Here is a 21063-nt window from a genome sequence, read left to right as displayed (position 1 = left end):
CGATCACGTTCATCTACATGTATTGCGGAGAGTTGATGGCCGCATGAACATTCAGCGGAAAAGCGCTTCGGCGGCAAGCTTGCTGCTGCCCTTGCGGCCGCGTTCCTCTTCCAGGCGGACGATCTCGGTCTTGAGCAGTTCGATCCTCTCGTCGAGTTCGGCAACGGACAACAGGGACAGGTCCTGGCCGATCTCGTGAGCGACCTTGCGCCTTGGCTCTTCATCGAAAACTGACATCGTCTCCTCCGCTTGCCGTCCGAAGCGGTCAGGATACAGCGCAACCGCTTGGAACCGCAAATATTTTCCTGAGCTGCTACTTTGCGATCAATCCACCTGCCTCATGCTGAGCCAACTTTCCGATTGATTGCATCACCATTGCTGCGTGCTTCGACAGGCTCAGCATGAGGGGATTGATTTGATGGCGGTAAGGTTGGGAGCTTGGGTCTGATACCTTGCAGAACTAGAACCCTGCAAAACTCTACTCTCCCTCATCCTGAGCTTGTTGAAGGGCGCAGCAACGTTTGTGCAATCCCTTTTCGAGATGCTGGATACGGAAAATCATCACCACGCCCGCGAAAATCGCGTCTGGTCATTGAAATGGGGGGAGACGGGCGGTCTTCAGCGCGTCAGTAGGTATCAGGGTCGAGGTCCGAAGACCGCCCGCGACGTCTTTGCCTGCTGTTCCTGCGTTTGTCAGACGCAACAACCCGGAAAACGAAGCGCCACCTCCGTTTCCTTCTGCAGTTTGCTGGATAGTCGGGGTTGTCACTTCCGACCATCCGGCAACGCCATCCTTTCCCAGCTTGTCGAAACAGCACCGGAAGCTGCTCCCCCACTGGAAAGGACCGAATCACAATAACCCGGTTTCAAAGTGGTGGGATAAGTTTCCATTTATCCCACCAGAGGGGACGGGCGTTGCATAAATAAAGTGCGTCCTTCGACAGGCTCAGGATGAGGGAAGTAGAGGCTTGCAGGATGGCAGTGTGGAGCGGCCCGGTCCGACCATTGCCGTCTCCACGGCGATTTGTGCCTTGTGTCCACGCAAGCGGGCTCCTACGATTTCGCCGAGTCAATGCAAGCAATCAATACAAGCAGTCAATGAAAGCGATGCTGGAAGCGAATATGAGCGAGACGATCCCCACCGAGATGACGGCAATCGAAATCACCGCGCCGGGCGGGCCGCGCGTCCTGAAGGCGGCGGAGCGCGCGGTACCGGAGCCGGGCGACAATGAAATCCTGGTCCGGGTCCGCGCCGCCGGCGTGAACCGCCCCGACGTTCTGCAGCGGCAGGGGCATTATCCGCCGCCGCCCGGCGCGTCGGATATTCCCGGGCTCGAAATCGCCGGCGAGATCGTCGCCACCGGCAGTCGCGTGACGCGCTTCCGGCCGGGCGAACGCGTGACCGCGCTCGTCGCCGGCGGCGGCTATGCCCAATATTGCGCCGTCCACGAAACCAATGCGCTGCCCATCCCGGCCGGCTACGGCTTCATCGAGGCGGCTGCGATACCGGAGACCTATTTCACCGTATGGCACAATGTGTTCGAGCGCGGGCGATTGCAGGAGGGCGAGGATTTCCTCGTCCATGGCGGTTCATCGGGCATCGGCACCACGGCGATACAGCTCGCCGCCGCCTTTGGCGCGCGCGTCATGACCACGGCGGGCTCCGACGAGAAATGCGAGGCCTGCCGCAAGCTCGGCGCCGAAACGGCGATCAATTACCGGACGGAGGATTTCGTCGATGCGGTCAAGCGCGTCACCGAAGGCCGGGGCGCCAATCTCATCCTCGACATGGTCGGCGGCGATTATATCGGCCGCAATTACGACGCAGCCGCGATGGACGGGCGGATCGTCCAGATCGCGTTTCTGAACGGCGCCAAGGCCAATGCGGATTTCACCAAGCTCATGGTCAAGCGCCTGCAGCACACCGGCTCGACTCTGCGCGCCCGGCCCGTGGAGTTCAAGGCCGGCATTGCGCGCGAACTCGAATTGAAGGTCTGGCCGCTGCTGGTGGAACGGCGCGTGGCGCCGATCATCGACATGGTCTACCCGCTGCACGAGGCATGGCGCGCGCATGAGCGCATGGAGGACGGCAGCAATATCGGCAAGATCGTCCTCGACGTCAGCTAGTGGAGACAAAGGAGGGACGGCCGGGCCGCCCCTCGCCTTGCAGAGCTCAATGCGTCGCCGCTACCTTGCCGATGTTGAAGAACAGCGTTTCACCGGATGAATCGTCGACCCCATCATTGTCGGTCACCGCGAAGCCATTGCCGTCGGCGTCGATTGCGAAGCCTTCGAGCTTCTCGGCGACATAGCCATTGGTGCCCTTCAGGTCGCCGAGGAAATCATGGGCGAGCGCCTTCTTGGCCACGGGCAGCTTTTCACCCAGCTTTGCCGGCTTCAGCTCTTCCAGCGCCACGCGATAGAGGCGCTTGTTGGCCGCCTTGCCGCCAATCTGGTTGTCCCTCTCGATCAGGTAAAGCTGGCCGTCATGGGCGGTTATCTCCGACAGGCCGACCCAGCCGGCATCCGTCTTGTCCAGCGGATAGGCCACGGCGCTCCAGCTCTTGTCCTTGATGTCGTAGCGAAGCAGCTTGGTGAAGCCCTTTTCGTCGTCGGACCATTCGCGCTGTATCGCCATCCACAACACCGCATCGTCGCCCTCGCCGACCCGCGTGATGCCCTCGAGGCCAAATCGCGTCTGATGCGCGAGAAGCTCGGCGGGAAGCGCGATCTCCTGCTTGATCTCGCCCTTGGCATTGACGTTGAGGATCGCATGGGGAACGAGCTTGGCCGCATCGCCCTCATTGGCGAGCCAGTAGCCGCCATCGCCATCGGTGGTGATGCCTTCGAGGTCGAGCTTCTGCGCGGCAGCGCCGCCGCGGGTGACGGGCAGCGCCTGCGTGATGCGGGCCGGGCTGCGGTCCGCCTCGATGGTGAAGATCGTCGGCGCGGCGGAATAGAACGAGTCGGCGACGGCGTGGAGCCTGCCCGGCTTCTCCGCATCGGCCGACAATCCGGACAGCGCGCCCCAGCCGAGCGGAACATCGCCGGTGGCTTCGGAAACGATCTGCGGATAGTTCGGCGCCTGCTCCTTCAGCTCGTAGACCATGACATGCGCCCTGGCGCCGCCATCCTCCACCAGATCGGTCTCATTGGCCGTCACCAGCAGATTGCGCGACGGGATGGCGAGGATGCCCTCCGGGCCGACGCCCGAGGGCAGAAGCTGCACGAATTCCGGCTCCGCCTTCGTATCCTTGTAGACGCCGACGATCGAAGCGCGCTCGCTGGCCACGAACAGATAGTTCGTCTCGCCGAAACGACCGACTTCCGCGCCTTCGAGCTCGACGCCCTTCTTGTTGCGCTTGTCTGGATAATGCCCGGCGGCGGCGATCCGGTGTTCGAGTGAAGCGCCCGATTCATACGCGACCTTGCCGTCCCTGGTGAAGATGGTGAAGCTGCGCGATCCGCCCTTGTAGTCGCCCTCATTGGCCGTAACGAGGCGCTCCTCATCCAGCCATTTTACCGCGTCCGGCTCGCGCAGCGCGCCCTTGATGCTGCCATCGAAACGCAGCGCGCCATCCTTGCCGGTGTCGATGCCGTCAAGATCGACCGCGCCGGCGGAGAAATGCGAGGCGATCTTGCCGCTTGCCGCATCGACGATGGCGATGTGATTGTTCTCCTGCAGCGTCACGGCGATCTGGTTGCCGGCATTGATGGAGACGAATTCCGGCTCCGCATCTTCAGGGGCGATCTCGGCAATACCGGTAAGATCGACGGTTTTGGCCGCCGCGCAATCCGGCAGGCCGTCCTTGAGCGCGAAGATCTTCAGATTGCCGGACGGCAGCTGCGGCAGGGCGCCCTCGTTCAGCTCTTCGTCGCGCTCGTTCTCGATGGCGATGGCGGCGAAGGATTTGTCGGGCGAAATCGCCACCGAGTCCGGCTGGCCGCCAAGGTCGCAGCTCAGCACGGATTTCTTCGACGCGAGGTCGATGATTTCGAGCTTGCCGGACGGATTGGCCTTGTCCTTCGACGTGTTGATGGCGGCGAAGATGTTGCCGCCGACGATGGCGACGGAGGTCGGCTCGCCATCCACCTTGTGCTGGCCGCCCGGCTTCGGATGGGCCGCATCGGTGATGTCGACGAAGCCGATCGCCTCGTTCGGACTGTCGGAATAGACGAGCGTCATGCCGTCTTCCGAAGCTGTGATGATCTCCGCCGAAGTCGGCTTCGACCGGTCGGCGCTTTCGGGCAGATTATCGATGACGGGGAAGCTCGCGATGCGGTTGAAAACCGGGTCGGCCGCCGCCGGCAGCGCCACGGAAGTGGCAAGCGCGGCAAGGAGGGCGAGTGAAACTGTCTTGTGCGACATGGGTCCGTGCTCCATTGAAGATTGCCATCAAGATGGCCAATAAGATGGAGTGACTGTTCTCGCGGCTCTATTTCAATCTGATGACGGATGCGTGACAGTTTGATGAACATTCGCGAGCCCGGTGCGCAGCCAAAAGGCTTTCTTGCCCATTGGCGAAAATACCGCTATATAACGGCCCGAATTCCCGGAAATTGTGGTTGAACCCACGTCCCGCGCCACCGGAGCGGACGAACAAGAGGACTATATTCATGGCCACCCAGCTTCTTATGCCAAAGGCAACGGCCGTCTGGCTTGTCGACAACACCGCGCTCTCCTTCGACCAGATCGCAGCCTTCTGCAAGTTGCATCCGCTGGAAGTAAAAGCCATTGCCGATGGCGAGGCGGCGCAGGGGATCAAGGGTCTCGATCCCCTGATCACCGGCCAGCTGACGCGCGAGGAAATCGCCAGGGGCGAAGCCGACATCAATCACAAGCTCAAGATCTCCGATCCGAAGGTACGCGTGCCGGAGACCAAGCGCAAAGGCCCGCGCTATACGCCGCTTTCCAAACGTCAGGACCGCCCGAACGCCATTCTTTGGCTGGTCCGCAACCATCCGGAACTGAAAGATGCCCAGATCTCGCGCCTGATCGGAACGACGAAATCGACGATCGAGCAGATCCGCAACCGCACCCACTGGAACTCGAACAATCTGCAGCCGATGGATCCGGTAACGCTCGGCCTCTGCTCGCAGATCGACCTCGACATCGAAGTCGAGCGTTCCTCGCGCGGCCGCCCTGCGCAGGTCGAGACCGGCGATACGCTGCTGCCGGCTTCCGCCACAGAGAACCTCGATATCCAGCCGGCGCCCCGCGAAGAGGATGAGGAGCTCGATGCGGACAAGGTGTTCGCCAAGCTGTCCTCGCTCAAGGGACGGCAGGAAGACGAAGAAGACGAAGAATAAGACAAAAGGGCCCGGTTCTGCCGGGCCTTTTTCACGAAGCGCGGGCTTCCGTATCGGGCGTTTCGCTCAATTCCACCCGCCGGTAGAAATCCGCCAGCGTCTTACCGCGCTCCGGGCGGAAGATGCGGTCGGCCTTGTCCACCCTGGCGATACGGTCGATGCGGAACGTGCGGAAATCATTGCGCAGTTCGCACCAGCTGATCAGGGTCCAGACCTTGCCCCAGAACCACAATCCCAGCGGACGGATGTCGCGCTGGCTCTCATTGCCCTCGAGGTCGGTATAGGTGATGGTCAGGACGCGGCACTGGTCCGCCGCCCGCTCCGCCAGGTCGATCAGGTCCCGGTCCCGGTCGCTGATATTGGTGCCCGAGGCGTGGATATGCGTATTGGTGATGCGCGGACGCTCTTCCTTCGGCAGCACCGCGCCGATCTTGATGATCGCTTCTTCCGCAGCCCGCGCCATCGACGCCCCGCCCCAGGCAGTGATCAGCCGCGCGCCGGCGACCAGTGCGACGACTTCGTCGCGGGTGAACATCAATGGCGGCAGGTCGAAGCCCTCGCGCAGCAGATAGCCGACACCGGCCTCGCCGTCGATCGGCACGCCGGTGGATTGCAGGTCGGCTATGTCGCGATAGATCGTGCGCTCCGATACTTCGAGTTTCTCGGCCAGCTGGCGCGCGGTGACCAGCCTGCCGCCCCGCAATCTCTGCACGATCTGGAATAGACGGTCTGCTCTGCGCATGGGATATCCTTCAAATCCATTCGAGGGCCAGTTCGGCCATTGCGGCGCTATGCCCGTTCTTCACCCGCTTCATATTCGCGCCCGACCAGCTGGCGCATCTCGGCGACCTGCGCCGCCTGTTCGGGAAAGACAGCTTCGAGGAATGTGGTGGCGAAAGTGCCCGGAGCCGTGCCCGCGGCACTGACGACATGCCCGTCGCGTATGGCATAGGGCACGTCCTGGTAGAATTGCGCGCCGACATAGCGGCCGATCCTGGATTCGAGCCAGCCCGGCCCGTTGCTGGTATGTTTGCGCCCCTCGAACAGGCCGGCACGCGCCAGCGCCAGGGTTCCCGCGCAAATGCCGCCGACGATCCCGCCGCGCGACAGCACAGTCTTCAGCAATTCGCCGATGTCGGGGGCGTCTTCATCGGACCATTTATCCGATCCGATGACCGCAACCGCGTCGAGATCTTCATTGTCGGCAAGGCCGGTGCCGCGATCCGGCAGAAGGCGAAAGCCGCCTATGGATTTGAGCGGGCCGGGTTCAGGAGACCCCGAGCCAGGAGACCCCAAGACGGGAGACAATGCCACCGCGCGACCGCCGAACCAATCGGCTGTGGCGCCCGACAGCATGCCGAACTCCCAGTCCGCGAAGCCATCGATGAAAACAAAGCCGATCGTCTTCCTGTGGTCCATGGACATTGTTCCTCCCGTTCGGGCTCCTGCCATATCAGCGCCGGCCATTCCGCTCAGCAGCCTATCTCGACGGTATTCGATTTGCGCCGCCGCAGGCGTTCATATTGATGCGGCCAGTCGAGGCTCCACGGCTGATGCCCGGCGCTATCCGCCTTCTGCGTCTCCGCAGCATCGTCTTCCCGCCGTGCCAGCCGTTCCGCATAGGCGTCCGGCCAGCCGATATCCTTCAACAGGTGTTCCGGAAGTTCGCTGATATGCCGTTCCGTCCGCAGCTCTTCCCGATAGGCGGCGATGTCAGAATACCACCGAGCGACCGTGCGAAACATTCCGAATAGATCCTTTGCCATATCCCTATCTCCTCTGCTTACAGTGAAGACTATGACACAGGGCTGCTGACAACCTTCTGTCAGGAGCATGTCATGAGGGGGTACAAAAGTCGAACCTCGGCGGCGGCGCCCGGACTCAGGTGTTGACCGGGACCATATAATTGAGCGGCAGCCTGCCCCCATCGGCAAAAATCGTCTGGCCGGTAATGTAGCTTGCATCGTCGGAAGCGAGAAAGGCGGCAATCGCGGCGATCTCCGCGGGATCGCCGGCACGTCCGAGCGGCGTGCGCGACAACATGCGTTCCTTGGCGGCCGGATCGGACAGGACGTCCTCCAGCATGTCCGTGCGGATCGAACCCGGACCGATGGCGTTGACGCGGATGCCATATTCCGCCAGCGACAGCGCGAGAACCCGCGTCAACTGGGCGATGCCGCCCTTCGACACCGAATAAGGCACCTGATCGGGGATGGCGACGACCGCATTGATCGACGACATGTTGATGATCGAGCCGGGGACCCCGCCATTCCTGACCCTTTCGACCATGTGGCGCGCCACCGCCTGCGAGCACAGGAACGGCCCCTTCAGATTGATGCGCAGCACGCGGTCGAAATCTTCCTCGGCAAGATCGAGGAAATCCGCCGCATGCACGACGCCGGCATTGTTGACAAGGATATCGACATCGCCGAAGGCCTCCACGGTGGCGGCCACCAGATTGTGCACGTCGAGCCTGCTGCTGACATCCGCCGCCATGAAGCGGGCATCGCCGATGGCGGCGAGTTCCCTGAGCGTCGCTTCGCCGCGCTGTTGATTGGTGTCGCCGATCATGACCCGCGCGCCGTCGTGGAGGTAGCGCTTGGCGATCGCCGCACCGATACCCTGCGCGCCACCGGTGATGATTGCTATCTTGCCTTCCAGCATTCGGCTTCCTTTCGCATGTTTGGCCGTCTCGTCATGGGCTTGCCGGCGCCCGCCCGAAGCCGCGCTGCTGCAGCTGTTCCGAAATCTCGTCGAGGATCGCCGGATCGTCGATCGTCGCGGGCATCGTCCAGTCCTGCCCGTCGGCGATCTTCTGCATGGTTCCGCGCAAGATCTTGCCGGAACGCGTCTTCGGCAGCCGCTTGACCGTGATCGCCGTCTTGAAGGCGGCAACCGGGCCGATCTTGTCCCTGACCAGCGCGATGCACTCGGCCTCGATATCCTCGGCCTTGCGCTCCACGCCGGCCTTGAGAACGAGGAACCCGCAGGGAACCTGGCCCTTCAGTGGATCGGCGATGCCGATGACGGCGCATTCGGCAACATCCCTGTGGCTGGCAAGCACCTCCTCCATGGCGCCGGTCGACAGGCGATGGCCGGCGACATTGATGATGTCGTCGGTGCGGCTCATGATGTAGATATAGCCGTCTTCATCGATGATGCCGGCATCCGCCGTCTTGTAATAACCCGGAAACTCGCTGGCATAGGCCTCGTGGAAGCGCGCATCGGCGTTCCACAGCGTCGGCAGGCAGGCCGGCGGCAGCGGCATCCTCACGACGATATTGCCGAGTTCGCCCGCGGCGACGGGATGGCCCGCATCGTCCACCACCTGCACGTCATAGCCCGGCATCGGAACGGTGGGCGAACCATGCTTCACCGGGAGCATGCCGAGCCCGGCGGGATTGGCCGCCATGGGCCAGCCGCTTTCCGTCTGCCACCAATGGTCGATGACCGGGACGCCGAGCTTCTCCTCCGCCCATCTGATCGTATCCGGATCGGCCCTTTCGCCGGCGAGGAAGAGATATTTCAGCGATGAAAGGTCGTAATTCCGGATGAAGGTGCCGTTCGGGTCTTCCTTCTTGATGGCGCGGAAGGCCGTCGGTGCGGTGAAGAGCACCCTTACCTTATGATCGCTGACCACGCGCCAGAAGGTTCCGGCATCGGGCGTGCCGACGGGCTTGCCTTCATAGACGATGCTCGTCGCGCCGATGAAGAGCGGCGCATAGGCGATATAGGAGTGGCCCACGGCCCAGCCGATGTCCGAAGCCGCCCAGAAGACGTCGCCGGGCCTGGTGTCGTAGACCGCGGCCATGGACCAGGCCAGCGCCACGAGGTGGCCGCCATTGTCCCGGACGATCCCCTTGGGCTGCCCGGTCGTGCCGGACGTATAGAGAATGTAGAGCGGGTCCGTGGCCTTGACCGGCACGCATGGCACCCGCCGGCCTGCCGCAGCGGTGACGGCTTCGGCAAAATCATGATCGCGCCCTTCCACGAGTTCGTGCGGCTGCTGCGGGCGGACGAGGATGAGGCAGGCGGCGACCTTGTGACTGGCGAGCTCGATCGCCTTGTCCAGCATCGGCTTGTAGGCCACCACCCGCCCCGGCTCCAGGCCGCAGGAGGTCGCGATAATCATGACCGGCTTGGCGTCGTCGATGCGCGTCGCCAGTTCATGGGCCGCAAAGCCGCCGAAGACCACCGAATGAACGGCGCCGATCCGCGCGCAGGCCAGCATGGCGACGATCGCCTCGGGCACCATGGCCATGTAGATGATGACGCGGTCGCCCTTCGCAACGCCCTTGTCGATGAGAACCGCCGCCAGCGCCTCGACCTGCGAGAGAAGCTGCGAATAGGTGATGGTGCGCTTCGTTCCGGTGATGGCGCTGTCGTGGATCAGCGCCGGCTGGTCGCCGCGGCCCCGCTCGACATGCCGGTCCACGGCATTGTGGCACGTATTGCACTCCGCACCCGGAAACCAGCGGCCATAGGGGCCGGTATTGGCGTCGAAGATCGTTTCCCAGGGCCTGAACCAGTCGATGGCCTGCGCCGCCTTGGCCCAGAAGGCCATCGGATCGGCCTGCCACTCCCGATAAACTTCAGAATATTTCGATGTCATGGACGTCCTCCCGCCGGCCAGCATCCCCAATAGAGGCCGCGAAGTCAAAGGGCGAATTGACAAATCCGGTGCTCTGACCCACAGCTCTGGCCTGTCCTGCCGGAGCCGAACATGCTCAAGATCATTCCCCTGCTGCTACTGATCCTGATGGCGCTTCACATCGTGAAGCCCCTCGGCTGGCCGGGCTTGAAAAAGCGTGGCGATTTCTGGAAGATCGCGGCCTTTGCCATACTGGCGATGCTGGCCATGGTGCTGCTGAGCCATGCGGGGCTGTGAGGGGCCTCACTTGCCCATGGGAGCGGCAGCCTCGGAATCCGGCATGTTGAGCACATAGGGCACCAGATGCCGCGCCCAGGCATCATAGCCGAGCGCCGAGGCATGGAAACCATCGGTGGAGAAGCCCTCGGCCGCTTCGACCGGGAGCCGCGAGGCGGGCACGGCGCGGCGTTCGCGGCACAGGGCGGTACCGAGCGCATTGATGGCAGAGGCGCGCCCCTCCAGTATCCGGCCGAGCAGCGGCGGCATGGCAGGCACGTCGCGGAAATCGATGATCTGCGACCAGACGATATGGGCATCGGGCCATTTGGCGCGGACGGCGTAGAGCAACCCGCCGAAATCGCGCTTGAAGCGCGGCAGGGAGTGGAAGTTCTTGGCGTCGTTGGTGCCGATGGTCAGCACGATATGGGTCCACATCCCGCGCTCGAGATTGGGCACCACATGATCGCGCAGCTGGCCGGACGTCGCCGAATTGAACCCCGCCGCCCGCCAGATCACCTTGCGGCCGGTGCGGCCCTGCAGATGCACCGCCAGCCGGACGCAGATGCCGTGCCAGGCATCGGTCACGCCGACGCCCGCCGCCGAGGAATCGCCAAGCACGAGAAGCCGGATCGCCGGGTCCTTGCCGGCTATCTCACCCACCGGCAGGCCGGTCGGCGGAAGCAGCCGCTCCCTGCTCCTGCGCACGCCCAGGCCCTGCCACGCATAGAGCGGGAAAAGCAGCCAGCTCACCAGCGGATGAAAGGGTTCTGGTTTCATGGCGCGGCGAAATACCTCCAAAGAAAAAGCCCGGACTGATTCCAGCCCGGGCTCCATGAGACAGGTTTTTGGATAAGAAACGCTTAAGCGGCGATTTCCAGGTCTTTTTTCCAGCCGCCCGTGGCTGCGAGCGCGTTCATCTTTGCCCGGTGGGCGAAGGCGCGCTGGCCGGCGGCGACATTCTCCGACTTGCCGTTCCAGGCGCTGAGCGCAGCGGCCTGCAGGGCACGGCCATAGGAGAAGGTCAGCTTCCACGGCATGGTGTAGTTGGCGTTCATCGCGGAAAGATGCGCCGTCGCTTCCTCGTCGCTCTGGCCACCCGACAGGAAGGCGATACCCGGCACCGCCGAAGGTACGGTCGACTTCAGCAGCCGCACGGTCTTTCCGGCAACTTCCTCGACGGAAGCCTTGCGGGCATTCTTGCCGTCGATCACCATGTTCGGCTTCAGGATCATGCCTTCCAGCACGACGCGGGCGTCATAGAGTTCGGCAAACACCGTCTTCAGCGTCCATTCGCTCACTTCATAGCAGCGATCGATGGAATGCGTGCCCGGCGTGCCGTCCATCAGCACTTCCGGCTCGACGATCGGCACGATGCCGGCTTCCTGGCACAGCGCCGCATAGCGGGCGAGCGCCTGCGCATTCTGCTTCACGGCGCCCCAGGTCGGCAGGCCTTCGGCAATGGCGATGGTCGCCCGCCATTTGGCGAAGCGCGCACCGAGCTTGTAATATTCCTTAAGGCGTTCGCGCAGGCCGTCCAGTCCTTCGGTGATGGTTTCGCCGGGGAAGCCGGCCAGCGGCTTGGCGCCCGCATCGACCTTGATGCCCGGAATGCAGCCATAGGACTGCATGACCTTGACCAGGCTCGTGCCATCCTTCGCCTGCTGGCGGATCGTCTCGTCGTAGAGAATGACGCCGGAGATGTAGTTCTTCATCGCGTCTTCGGAACGGAAGAGCATCTCGCGGTAGTCGCGGCGGCTATCGGCCGTCGATTCCAGACCGATCGAGTCGAATCTCTTCTTGATCGTTCCTGAACTTTCGTCTGCGGCAAGCAGTCCCTTGCCATCAGCAACCATTGCAATCGCGATATCCTCAATGCGTTCGCTCATCGAATACTCCACTCCAGTTTCAAGGTTCATCTGGCCATAACAGAAGCCCGGGATAAACGGAATGGCGATCCAACTAATTGAAACGATTGAAATTTTTTCAAACGATTTAAGGAGATAACATTTTCTTTTGGTTTGTAAATCGGGCCCTGCAGCGGGCCCGATCGAGGCTCGAAACCGCTATTTCTTCAATACTTCCACGCCGGGCAGCGGCTTGCCTTCCATCCATTCCAGGAACGCGCCGCCAGCCGTCGAAACATAGCTGAAATCATCGGCGACACCCGCATGATTGAGGGCTGCAACCGTGTCGCCGCCACCGGCGACCGAGACCAGCGAACCGGCCTTGGTGCGTTGCGCCGCATGGCGCGCCGCCGCAACCGTCGCCTTGTCGAACGGCGAAAGCTCGAAGGCGCCGAGCGGCCCGTTCCAGACCAGCGTGGCGGCATCGTCGATCGCGCCCTTGACGCGCTCGATCGATTGCGGGCCGACATCGAGGATCATGCCGTCAGCCGGAATGGCATCGAGCCCATAGGCCTGCGACGGAGCATCCGCCTGGAAGTGCCAGGCTACGATGGCATCGACGGGAAGGATGATGCTGCAGTTCGCAGCGTTGGCCTTGGCCATGATCTCGCGCGCTGTCGCGGCGAGGTCGTGCTCGCACAGGGATTTGCCGACGCCGACGCCCTGCGCCGCAAGGAAGGTGTTGGCCATGCCGCCGCCAATGACCAGCGCATCGACCTTCTGCACGAGATTGCCGAGAAGATCGAGCTTGGAAGAGACCTTCGCGCCGCCAACGATCGCCACGACCGGCCGCTTGGGCGAGCCGAGACCGTTTTCCAGCGCCAGCAATTCCGCCTCCATGGTGCGTCCGGCATAGGCGGGCAACAGATGGGCGAGGCCTTCCGTCGAGGCATGCGCCCGGTGGGCGGCCGAGAAGGCGTCATTGACATAGATGTCGCCATTGGCCGCCAGCGCCTTCACATATTCCGGGTCGTTCTTTTCCTCGCCCTTGTGAAAGCGGGTATTCTCCAATAGCAGGATTCCGCCATCCTTGAGCTTCGCGACCGCTTCGGCGGCTTTCTCGCCGATGCTGTCCTCGGCAAAGTGAACGCTGCGGTCGATGACCTTGGCGACGGCGTGGGCGATGGGCTTGAGCGAGAATTCGGGCGTCGGACCATCCTTCGGCCGGCCGAAATGCGCCAGCAGGATGACCTTGGCCCCCTTCTGCGCAAGCTCCAATATGGTCGGAGCGACCCGTTCGATGCGCGTCGAATCCGTCACGATGCCATCGGCCACCGGAACATTCAGATCCACGCGCAGCAATACGCGCTTTCCGGCGACATCGGCATCATCAAGCGTCTTGAAAGCAGTCATGGGGGCAATCCTCGTCAACGGAACAGGTATCAAAAACAAAAATGGCGGGTATGTCGACCCGCCATTGATCAGTCAAAGCGGCAAGGCCATGCTCAGATCAGCTTGCCGAAGGCAACGGCGGTATCGCCCATGCGGTTCGAGAAGCCCCACTCATTGTCGTACCAGGAAAGCACGCGCACGAACGTGCCGTCCATGACCTTGGTCTGGTCGAAATGGAAGATCGACGAATGCGGATCATGGTTGAAATCGACCGAGACATTCGGCGCATCGGTATAGCCGAGAATGCCCTTCAGCTTGCCATCGGCCGCTGCCCGGATCGCATCATTGACCTCGGCAACGGTGGTGGAGCGCTTGGCGATGAACTTGAAGTCCACGACCGAGACGTTCGGGGTAGGCACGCGGATCGACGTTCCATCGAGCTTGCCGTTGAGTTCCGGCAGCACGAGGCCGACGGCCTTTGCCGCACCGGTCGATGTCGGGATCAGCGACAGCGCCGCAGCGCGGCCGCGGTAGAGATCCTTGTGCATCGTGTCGAGCGTCGGCTGGTCGCCCGTATAGCTGTGGATCGTCGTCATGAAACCATGGTCGATGCCGAGGGCTTCATGCAGCACATAGGCGACGGGCGCCAGGCAGTTGGTGGTGCAGGAAGCATTGGAAATGACCTTGTGCTCCTTGGTCAGCTTGTCGTCATTGACGCCATAGACGACCGTGAGGTCGGCTCCATCGGACGGCGCCGAGACGATGACGCGCTTGGCTCCGGCCTCGAGATGGACCGCAGCCTTGTCGCGGGCGGTGAAGATGCCCGTGCATTCCAGCGCGATATCGACGTCGAGTTCCTTCCACGGCAGTTCGGCCGGGTTGCGGACGGCGGTTACCTTGATCGGGCCGCGGCCGACATCGATCGTATCGCCGGCGACGGTCACCGTGCCGGGAAAGCGGCCATGAACGCTGTCATAACGCATCAGATGGGCATTGGTCTCCACGGGTCCGAGATCGTTGATCGCCACCACCTCGATGTCGGTACGGCCCGACTCGATGATGGCGCGAAGAACGTTCCGCCCGATGCGCCCAAATCCGTTAATAGCAACGCGAACTGTCATATCTGTGTCTCCCTAGGCTCGATGGCGCCCATTCTATTCTTCAATTCCGAGAAAATTACTTCAACCGCGCTTCTGCCGCAGTGACGATGTGTCCCGGTGTGATGCCGAAATGTTCGTACAGCGCCTCGATCGGGCCGCTGGCGCCAAAGCCGTTCATGCCGACAAAGATGCCATCGACGCCGATGAACCGGTCCCATCCGAGACGGATCGCCGCTTCCACCGCGACCTTGACCGGCGCATTGCCGATGAGGGTGCGCTTGTATTCGTCGCTCTGGGCTTCGAACAGCTCGAAGCAGGGCACCGAAACGACGCGCGTCGCGTGGCCGTTCTTCTCCAGCTGCGCCTGGGCATTGAGCGCGATCTCGACTTCGGAGCCGGTTGCGAAGATGGTCACCTTCGCCTCGCCGCTTGCCGGCGACAGTTCATAGGCGCCGTAGGCAGAGCGGTTCTCGTCGGAGTGGACCGTGCGCACCGTCGGCAGGTTCTGGCGGGTCAGGGCGATGGTCGAGGGCGTCTTGCGCGATTTGAGCGCGATTTCCCAGCACTCCGCCGTCTCGACCACGTCGGCCGGGCGGAACACGTAATTATTGGGGATCGCCCGCAATGCCGCCAGATGCTCGACCGGCTGGTGCGTCGGGCCATCCTCGCCGAGACCGATGGAATCATGCGTCATGACATAGACGACGCGGATGCCCATCAGCGACGAAAGGCGCATGGCGCCGCGCGCATAGTCGGAGAAGGTCAGGAAGGTGCCGGAATAGGGGATCAGGCCGCCATGCAGCGCGATTCCGTTCATGGCCGCCGCCATTCCATGCTCGCGTATGCCGTAATGGACGTAGCGCTGGCCATAATCGCCGGCATTGATGCTCTTCGTCTGGCTCGTCTTGGTATTGTTCGAGCCGGTCAGGTCGGCCGAACCGCCGATCGTTTCGGCGACGACGCCATTGATGACTTCCAGTGCCATTTCCGAAGCCTTGCGCGTCGCGACTTTCGGCTTCTCCTCGGACAGCTTCTTCTTGTATTCGATGATGGCCGCGTCGAAGCTCGCCGGCAGGTCGCCGCGGATACGGCGTTCGAATTCGGCGCGCGTCTCGGAATCGACCTTCGCCAGCCGCTCCTGCCACGCCGTGTGTTCCTTGGCCGAGCGCAAGCCGGCAAGGCGCCATTCGTCGAGGATTTCGGACGGCACGACGAAGGGTTCCGACGACCAGCCGAGCGCCTTGCGGGCACCGGCGATTTCCTCGGCGCCGAGCGGCGATCCATGCACCTTGTTGGTGCCGGCCTTGGTCGGCGCACCGAAGCCGATCGTGGTCTTGCATGCGATCATCGTCGGCTTGTCGGACTTCTGCGCGCGCTCGATGGCGGCAGCGATAGCATCCTGGTCGTGTCCCTCGACGCGGATCGTGTTCCAGCCGGAAGCTTCGAACCGCGCGCACTGGTCGGTGTTGTCCGACAGCGAGACCGGGCCGTCGATCGAGATATTGTTGTCGTCCCAGAACACGATGAGCTTGTTGAGGCGCAGATGGCCGGCAAGCGCGATCGCCTCCTGGCTGATGCCTTCCATCAGGCAGCCGTCGCCGGCGATGACATAGGTGAAGTGATCGACGAGATTGTCGCCGAAATGGGCATTGAGGATGCGCTCCGACAGCGCCATGCCGACGGAAGTGGCGAGACCCTGGCCGAGCGGACCGGTGGTCGTCTCGATGCCCGCGGCATGACCATATTCCGGGTGGCCGGCGGTGCGCGAACCGAGCTGGCGGAAATTCTTCAGCTCCTCGATCGGCATGTCGTCATAGCCGGTAAGATAGAGCAGCGAATAGAGCAGCATCGAACCATGACCGGCGGACAGCACGAAACGGTCCCGGTCGGGCCAATGCGGCGCCTTGGGGTCGTACTTCAGAAAGCGGGTATAAAGCACCGTCGCAATATCGGCCGCGCCCATGGGCAGGCCCGGATGTCCCGAATTTGCTTTTTCCACTGCATCCGCCGAGAGGAAGCGGATCGCATTGGCCATTTGGTTGGATTTCTCAGAATTGGTCATAGCCACCGTCTTTCGAAGTGAGAAGGATGCCGTTTCTGGACGCCGGTCAGACAAAATCCAAAAGGCACGCGACACATAGCAGGTGTCTTGAGGGAGTCAATCAAACCTAAATCAAAATTGGGTCAAACCATGGCAAAGCTCCCTCCGGCGACGAGTGCTGTTTCGGCAAAGGATTATTATCGGTGCATGAACAGCGTGTGACGCCCCGGCTTGATTGACGCGACGCCGCACCAGCCTCTAGACTTCGGCGTCATAAGTTGTTCGTCTTTTTGCGATTCGCTGATGCATCGCCCGGAAGATAGAAGACAAGGGGAAACGCTGAAAATGGCATCGGAAGCCACCCTCAAACAGGTGCTCGAACGATTGGGAAAGGCACTTTCAACCCTTGAGAACGCGGTGGACCTGCGTCTTGAGCGCGAGGGTGATTTTGCCGAAGCCGAAGAGGAAGTTCAGCGCATGAACATGGATCGGCGCAAGCTCGCCCAGGAACTCGATGCTTCCGAGGGGCGGGCAGAGCGCCTCGAAGCGGCGAACAAGGAGGTCTCCCGCAGGCTCGTCGCCGCGATGGAATCGATCCGAACGGTCCTCGACCGCTAGCGCTGAAAGAGAAGAGTCATGGCAACTGTTACGGTAACGATCGACGGCAAAGCTTACAGAATGGCCTGCGACGAGGGCCAGGAGCAGCATCTGACCGGGCTCGCGGAACGTTTCGACCGTTACGTTACGCATCTGAAATCATCCTTCGGCGAGATCGGCGACCTCAGGCTCACCGTCATGGCCGGTATCATGGTCATGGACGAATTTCACGAATTGCAGATGCGGGTGACGGGCCTCGAGAACGAGGCGGACGCCCTGCGCAAGAGCCGCGACGAGGCACTGGCCAAGGCGGACAAGAACGATACCGCCATCACCGGCGTCCTGTCCGAAGTGGCGACCAGGATAGAGACGCTGGCGGCACGAGTGGCGCCCAAGGCAAGCTGAGCCGGTCGCCTCAGCCTTCGATTTCTTCGCGAAGCATCTCCAGTTCGAGCCATTCATGCTCGAATTTCTCCAGATCGGCCTGTTTCGCGGCCGATTCCGCAACGGTTTTCTGGAAAAGCGCCGGATCCTTGCTGAAAAGCTCCGGGTCCGCCAGTCGCTTTTCGAGGACCGCCAATTCCTTCTGCAATACTTCGATCCTGCCCGGCAGGGATTCCAGCGCGAATTTCTGCTTGTAGGAGAGCTTGCGTTTCTCCTCGCGCGCCGGAGCCGCATTCGCCGGCGTCGCGGCCGCCTCGGATGTGCTGGCCTGTTTGCCGCCGCGCAATTCCTTGCGCGTGGCAAGCGCCTCCTTGCGCTGGGCCAGCATGTCGGTATAGCCGCCGGCATATTCGAGCCAGCGCCCATTGCCCTCCGGCGCGATGACCGACGTTACGGTACGGTCGAGGAAATCGCGGTCATGGCTCACGAGCAGGACGGTTCCGGCAAAGCCGGCGACGAGTTCCTGCAGCAGGTCGAGCGTCTCCATGTCGAGATCGTTGGTCGGCTCGTCCAGCACCAGAAGGTTTGCCGGGCGGGCCAGCACGCGGGCAAGCATCAGCCGCGCCCTTTCGCCGCCGGACAATTCCCGGATCGGCGTACGCAACTGCTCGGGCTGGAACAGGAAGTCCTTCATGTAGGACGCCACGTGCCGCTGCTCGCCATTGACGATGACATTCTCGCCGCGGCCATCGGTGAGATAATCCGATAGCGTCTGGTCGAGGTCCAGGCTTTCACGCTTCTGGTCGAGCGTCGCTATTTCAAGGTTCGTGCCGAGACGCAGCGTGCCGCTGTCCGGCTGCAGCGTGCCGGTCAGCATGGAAAGCAGCGTCGTCTTGCCCGCTCCGTTCGGCCCGACGAAGCCGACGCAGTTTCCGCGCTGCACGCGCGTCGAAAAATCGTTCACCAGGACGCGGTCGCCATAGGCTTTCACCAGATGTTCCGCTTCGATGACGAGCTTTCCGGATTCCCGCGCATCGCTGGCCTTCAGGACCGCCTTGCCCTGCGCGCCGCGATGGGTGCGGAACTCGGTGCGCATCGATTGAAGTTCGCCGAGACGCCGCATGTTGCGCTTGCGCCGCGCCGTAACGCCGTAACGTAACCAGTGTTCCTCGCGCACGATCTGGCGGCCGAGCTTGTGCAGATCCCGCTCCTCTTCCTCCAATATCTTGTCGCGCCATTCCTCGAATGCGCCAAAGCCCCGCTCCAGCCGTTTCGTAACGCCGCGGTCGAGCCAGACCGTCGAGCGGCTGACATTCTCCAGGAAGCGCCGGTCATGGGAAATGACCACCATGGCGGAGCGGATCTGCCGCAACTCGTCCTCGAGCCATTCGATGGTGGTCAGGTCGAGGTGGTTGGTCGGCTCGTCGAGCAGCAGGATGTCCGGTTGCGGCGCAAGTACCTTGGCAAGTGCCGCGCGGCGGGCCTCCCCTCCGGAGAGCTGGCCCGGCGCCTCGTCGCCGCTGAGCCCGAGATGTTCGAGCAGGTAGGAAACCCGGTAGATATCGTCGGCCGGCCCGAGGCCCGCTTCGACATAGGCCCTCACCGTGTCGAAGCCCTCCATGTCCGGCGCCTGAGCCAGGTAGCGGACCGTGACCGCCGGATGCTTGAACACTTCTCCATCGGTCGGCGTCACCATGCCGGCGGCGATCTTCAGCAATGTCGATTTGCCCGAGCCGTTGCGACCGACGAGCGCTATGCGCTCATTCTCGCTCACCGACAGGGCAGCATCGGTCAGGAGCGGCGTCCCACCGAATGTGAGAGCGATCTTGTCAAGGCGAAGAAGCGGTGGAGAGGCCATCGGGGATACTATTCTAAAAAGCTATGGGTCTAAATGCCATGGGCGCAGATCATGGGCGGAGATCAAGCCGCTTCTCGGCGAGATTTCATCGTCTGTCAAACGAAACAGGCCGGTTTTACCCGGCCTGTCTGCACAAATGCTGAATTGTCCGGATCAGTAGCCGCCGTCCGAATCGCGGTAATAGCGGTCATCGCGATAGCCGCGATCATAGGCCCCGCCGCCATTGCCTTCGCAAGGCGCATTGTAGATGGAACCGTCGCGACGCTGGTAGCGGCAGAGATTCTCATTGCCGCGGCGCGGCGTCGTTGCAGTACCGACAGCAGCGCCGAGAATACCGCCGGCAGCGGCACCGACGACGGTGCTCTTCGTGTCGCGGCCAAGCGCCTGTCCTGCCAAAGCACCCGCTCCGGCACCGATCAACGCCCCTGTCCCGGCTCGCTGGTTCTGCTCTGTGGTCTCGCAGCCGGCGACCGAAATCGCCAGAAGTGCGGTCGCCGCGATGGCGGCAATGCGCATATTCATCATATTACCCTCTCAAATAACAACCGATCCATGCTGCAATCCCAATGCGGCAGAACAAAGATCGGTAGAAGCTGGCCTCTTAATGAAAACAGGCCGGTTGCCCGGCCTGCCTGGTCCAATATGGATCATGTTATCAGCGGCAAGGCGCCCGATAGCGCTCGCCATAACGATTTTCATAGGTGCAGTAACGCCGTCCGTCATTCGACGTGGCCGCGCCGACGACGACGCCGGACGCACCGCCGATTGCCGCACCCGCCAATGCGCCGCGACCGCCACCGATGGCGCCGCCGGCCAATGCGCCGAGAGCAGCACCACCCACGCCATAGCCAGCTGTCCGCTGCTCGCTGGTTGTGCAACCGGCTACTGAAAACGCCAGGACCGCGGCGACTGCGACTGTAGACAATGTTTTCAACATGGAAGACCTCTCCCGTTCTAATACCAAACTAACCCAGCTTGCGTCCCCAACGCTGTGCGGCGAAGATTGCATTTTCCGCTTTTCTTTACAAGCGGGACGCAATCGGCGGCGCAGCGATCAGGATTGCCTTGCCTGAATGGAGCGATACGTGGAGGCGTCCACATACGGCATTCGACACTGTAAGCGATGAACCGAAGGAAAGTTCCATATTTTCCAACGGCCAGGACGCGCCGCTGATAAAAAGACCGTGTAGTTCCGAGAATGCAACAATGCTGAACGGCGTTCCATCCTCGAAGTCGAAATCATAATCGCCCGCAACGACCGGATGCGCCTCCTCCGTGCCGCTGCACAGCGTCAGCAGCCTTCCCTCGGCGGCGAATCGCACCGCCATGGTCAGATGCAGCAGCATGTGATCGGTCCGCTCGCCGCCAAAGGCGCCGCAAAGGATGACATGCGTCGCCCCTCGCCGGAACGCTTCCTCGACGGCCAGTTCGCCATCGGTCATGTCCTTCCTGGCCGGGAATGTCTGGCGCGGCACCTCGGCATATTGGCGTTCGAGTTCGGGCGAGGTGGAATCGAAATCACCAAGCCAGAGTTCCGGCACCAGTCCGAGCGGTTCGGCATGGGCCGCGCCACCATCGGCTGCCAGCACCCGCGCACCCTCCACCAGCCTGAGGAGACGGGGCGTAACGACCAGGGAACCACCGAGAAGCACGACGAATTTGCTCAT

Annotated in this window: 21 protein-coding genes; 5 read left to right on the top strand and 16 right to left on the bottom strand. The window is 62.3% G+C overall.

Going from position 1 to position 21063, the window contains the following annotated elements; genetic code table 11:
- Window positions 1-51: 51 nt before the first annotated feature.
- A complete protein-coding gene (locus M8997_RS10290; protein WP_250020112.1) occupies window positions 52-237 on the bottom strand; it encodes a DUF1192 domain-containing protein in 186 nt (61 codons plus the stop codon).
- 885 nt (window positions 238-1122) lie between these two features.
- On the opposite strand from M8997_RS10290, the gene M8997_RS10285 reads away from it, so the two are divergent.
- Window positions 1123-2127 carry an NAD(P)H-quinone oxidoreductase gene (locus M8997_RS10285; protein ID WP_250017174.1) on the top strand — a complete coding sequence of 335 codons (1005 nt, stop codon included), beginning with the start codon at window positions 1123-1125 and terminating at the stop codon, window positions 2125-2127.
- Window positions 2128-2173: 46 nt separating this feature from the next.
- Here M8997_RS10285 and M8997_RS10280 read toward each other — a convergent pair whose 3' ends face one another.
- Window positions 2174-4369 (bottom strand): esterase-like activity of phytase family protein, encoded by a 2196-nt coding sequence (locus M8997_RS10280; RefSeq protein ID WP_250017172.1) that lies wholly within the window; start codon window positions 4367-4369, stop codon window positions 2174-2176.
- A 248-nt stretch (window positions 4370-4617) separates the two neighbouring features.
- Here M8997_RS10280 and M8997_RS10275 point away from each other — a divergent pair, with 248 nt between their 5' ends.
- Complete coding sequence (locus M8997_RS10275; RefSeq protein WP_250017170.1) at window positions 4618-5310, top strand: DUF1013 domain-containing protein; 693 nt, start codon at window positions 4618-4620, stop codon at window positions 5308-5310.
- 31 nt (window positions 5311-5341) lie between these two features.
- Here M8997_RS10275 and M8997_RS10270 read toward each other — a convergent pair whose 3' ends face one another.
- From M8997_RS10270 to M8997_RS10250, 5 genes are all read right to left on the bottom strand, one after another.
- A complete protein-coding gene (locus M8997_RS10270) occupies window positions 5342-6052 on the bottom strand; it encodes a YafY family protein (RefSeq protein WP_250017168.1) in 711 nt (236 codons plus the stop codon).
- A 47-nt stretch (window positions 6053-6099) separates the two neighbouring features.
- The gene (locus tag M8997_RS10265) at window positions 6100-6729 is read right to left on the bottom strand and encodes a DJ-1/PfpI family protein (RefSeq protein WP_250017166.1); all 630 of its coding nucleotides are present in this window, start codon (window positions 6727-6729) and stop codon (window positions 6100-6102) included.
- A 53-nt stretch (window positions 6730-6782) separates the two neighbouring features.
- A complete protein-coding gene (locus tag M8997_RS10260) occupies window positions 6783-7076 on the bottom strand; it encodes a DUF1127 domain-containing protein (protein ID WP_250017217.1) in 294 nt (97 codons plus the stop codon).
- A gap of 115 nt (window positions 7077-7191) precedes the next feature.
- Window positions 7192-7974 (bottom strand): SDR family NAD(P)-dependent oxidoreductase, encoded by a 783-nt coding sequence (locus M8997_RS10255; RefSeq protein WP_250017164.1) that lies wholly within the window; start codon window positions 7972-7974, stop codon window positions 7192-7194.
- A gap of 31 nt (window positions 7975-8005) precedes the next feature.
- On the bottom strand, window positions 8006-9922 hold the full coding sequence (locus M8997_RS10250; protein ID WP_250017161.1) for a propionyl-CoA synthetase: 1917 nt from the start codon (window positions 9920-9922) through the stop codon (window positions 8006-8008).
- Window positions 9923-10033: 111 nt separating this feature from the next.
- On the opposite strand from M8997_RS10250, the gene M8997_RS10245 reads away from it, so the two are divergent.
- Entirely contained in the window at window positions 10034-10198 is a 165-nt protein-coding gene (locus tag M8997_RS10245; protein WP_250017159.1) for a hypothetical protein, read from the top strand.
- A gap of 6 nt (window positions 10199-10204) precedes the next feature.
- Here M8997_RS10245 and M8997_RS10240 read toward each other — a convergent pair whose 3' ends face one another.
- From M8997_RS10240 to tkt, 5 genes are all read right to left on the bottom strand, one after another.
- On the bottom strand, window positions 10205-10957 hold the full coding sequence (locus M8997_RS10240; RefSeq protein WP_250017157.1) for an SGNH/GDSL hydrolase family protein: 753 nt from the start codon (window positions 10955-10957) through the stop codon (window positions 10205-10207).
- Window positions 10958-11040: 83 nt separating this feature from the next.
- Entirely contained in the window at window positions 11041-12066 is a 1026-nt protein-coding gene (locus M8997_RS10235) for a class I fructose-bisphosphate aldolase (protein WP_250017154.1), read from the bottom strand.
- Window positions 12067-12243: 177 nt separating this feature from the next.
- The gene (gene pgk, locus M8997_RS10230; RefSeq protein ID WP_250017152.1) at window positions 12244-13437 is read right to left on the bottom strand and encodes a phosphoglycerate kinase; all 1194 of its coding nucleotides are present in this window, start codon (window positions 13435-13437) and stop codon (window positions 12244-12246) included.
- Window positions 13438-13529: 92 nt separating this feature from the next.
- Window positions 13530-14537 (bottom strand): type I glyceraldehyde-3-phosphate dehydrogenase, encoded by a 1008-nt coding sequence (gap, locus tag M8997_RS10225; protein ID WP_250017149.1) that lies wholly within the window; start codon window positions 14535-14537, stop codon window positions 13530-13532.
- A 55-nt stretch (window positions 14538-14592) separates the two neighbouring features.
- Window positions 14593-16578, bottom strand: a complete 1986-nt coding sequence (tkt, locus tag M8997_RS10220) for a transketolase (RefSeq protein WP_250017146.1) — start codon at window positions 16576-16578, stop codon at window positions 14593-14595.
- A 324-nt stretch (window positions 16579-16902) separates the two neighbouring features.
- On the opposite strand from tkt, the gene M8997_RS10215 reads away from it, so the two are divergent.
- Together M8997_RS10215 and M8997_RS10210 are read left to right on the top strand one after the other, a co-directional pair.
- Window positions 16903-17175 (top strand): DUF4164 domain-containing protein, encoded by a 273-nt coding sequence (locus M8997_RS10215; protein WP_250017136.1) that lies wholly within the window; start codon window positions 16903-16905, stop codon window positions 17173-17175.
- Window positions 17176-17193: 18 nt separating this feature from the next.
- The gene (locus tag M8997_RS10210; RefSeq protein ID WP_250017134.1) at window positions 17194-17559 is read left to right on the top strand and encodes a cell division protein ZapA; all 366 of its coding nucleotides are present in this window, start codon (window positions 17194-17196) and stop codon (window positions 17557-17559) included.
- Window positions 17560-17569: 10 nt separating this feature from the next.
- Here the strand turns inward: M8997_RS10210 and M8997_RS10205 are convergent, their stop codons facing one another.
- The 4 genes from M8997_RS10205 to M8997_RS10190 form a co-directional block, all read right to left on the bottom strand.
- The gene (locus tag M8997_RS10205) at window positions 17570-19396 is read right to left on the bottom strand and encodes an ABC-F family ATP-binding cassette domain-containing protein (protein ID WP_250017131.1); all 1827 of its coding nucleotides are present in this window, start codon (window positions 19394-19396) and stop codon (window positions 17570-17572) included.
- Window positions 19397-19549: 153 nt separating this feature from the next.
- Window positions 19550-19912: a YMGG-like glycine zipper-containing protein gene (locus M8997_RS10200; RefSeq protein WP_250017215.1), complete on the bottom strand. Its 363-nt coding sequence runs from the start codon at window positions 19910-19912 to the stop codon at window positions 19550-19552.
- Between the two features lie 139 nt (window positions 19913-20051).
- Entirely contained in the window at window positions 20052-20333 is a 282-nt protein-coding gene (locus M8997_RS10195; protein WP_250017129.1) for a hypothetical protein, read from the bottom strand.
- Between the two features lie 85 nt (window positions 20334-20418).
- On the bottom strand, window positions 20419-21063 hold the full coding sequence (locus M8997_RS10190; protein WP_250017127.1) for a thiamine diphosphokinase: 645 nt from the start codon (window positions 21061-21063) through the stop codon (window positions 20419-20421).

Origin of the sequence: Phyllobacterium sp. 21LDTY02-6 (assembly GCF_023554255.2) — a bacterium.
GTDB lineage: Bacteria > Pseudomonadota > Alphaproteobacteria > Rhizobiales > Rhizobiaceae > Phyllobacterium.
This window is presented reverse-complemented; position numbering and strand designations above follow the sequence as displayed.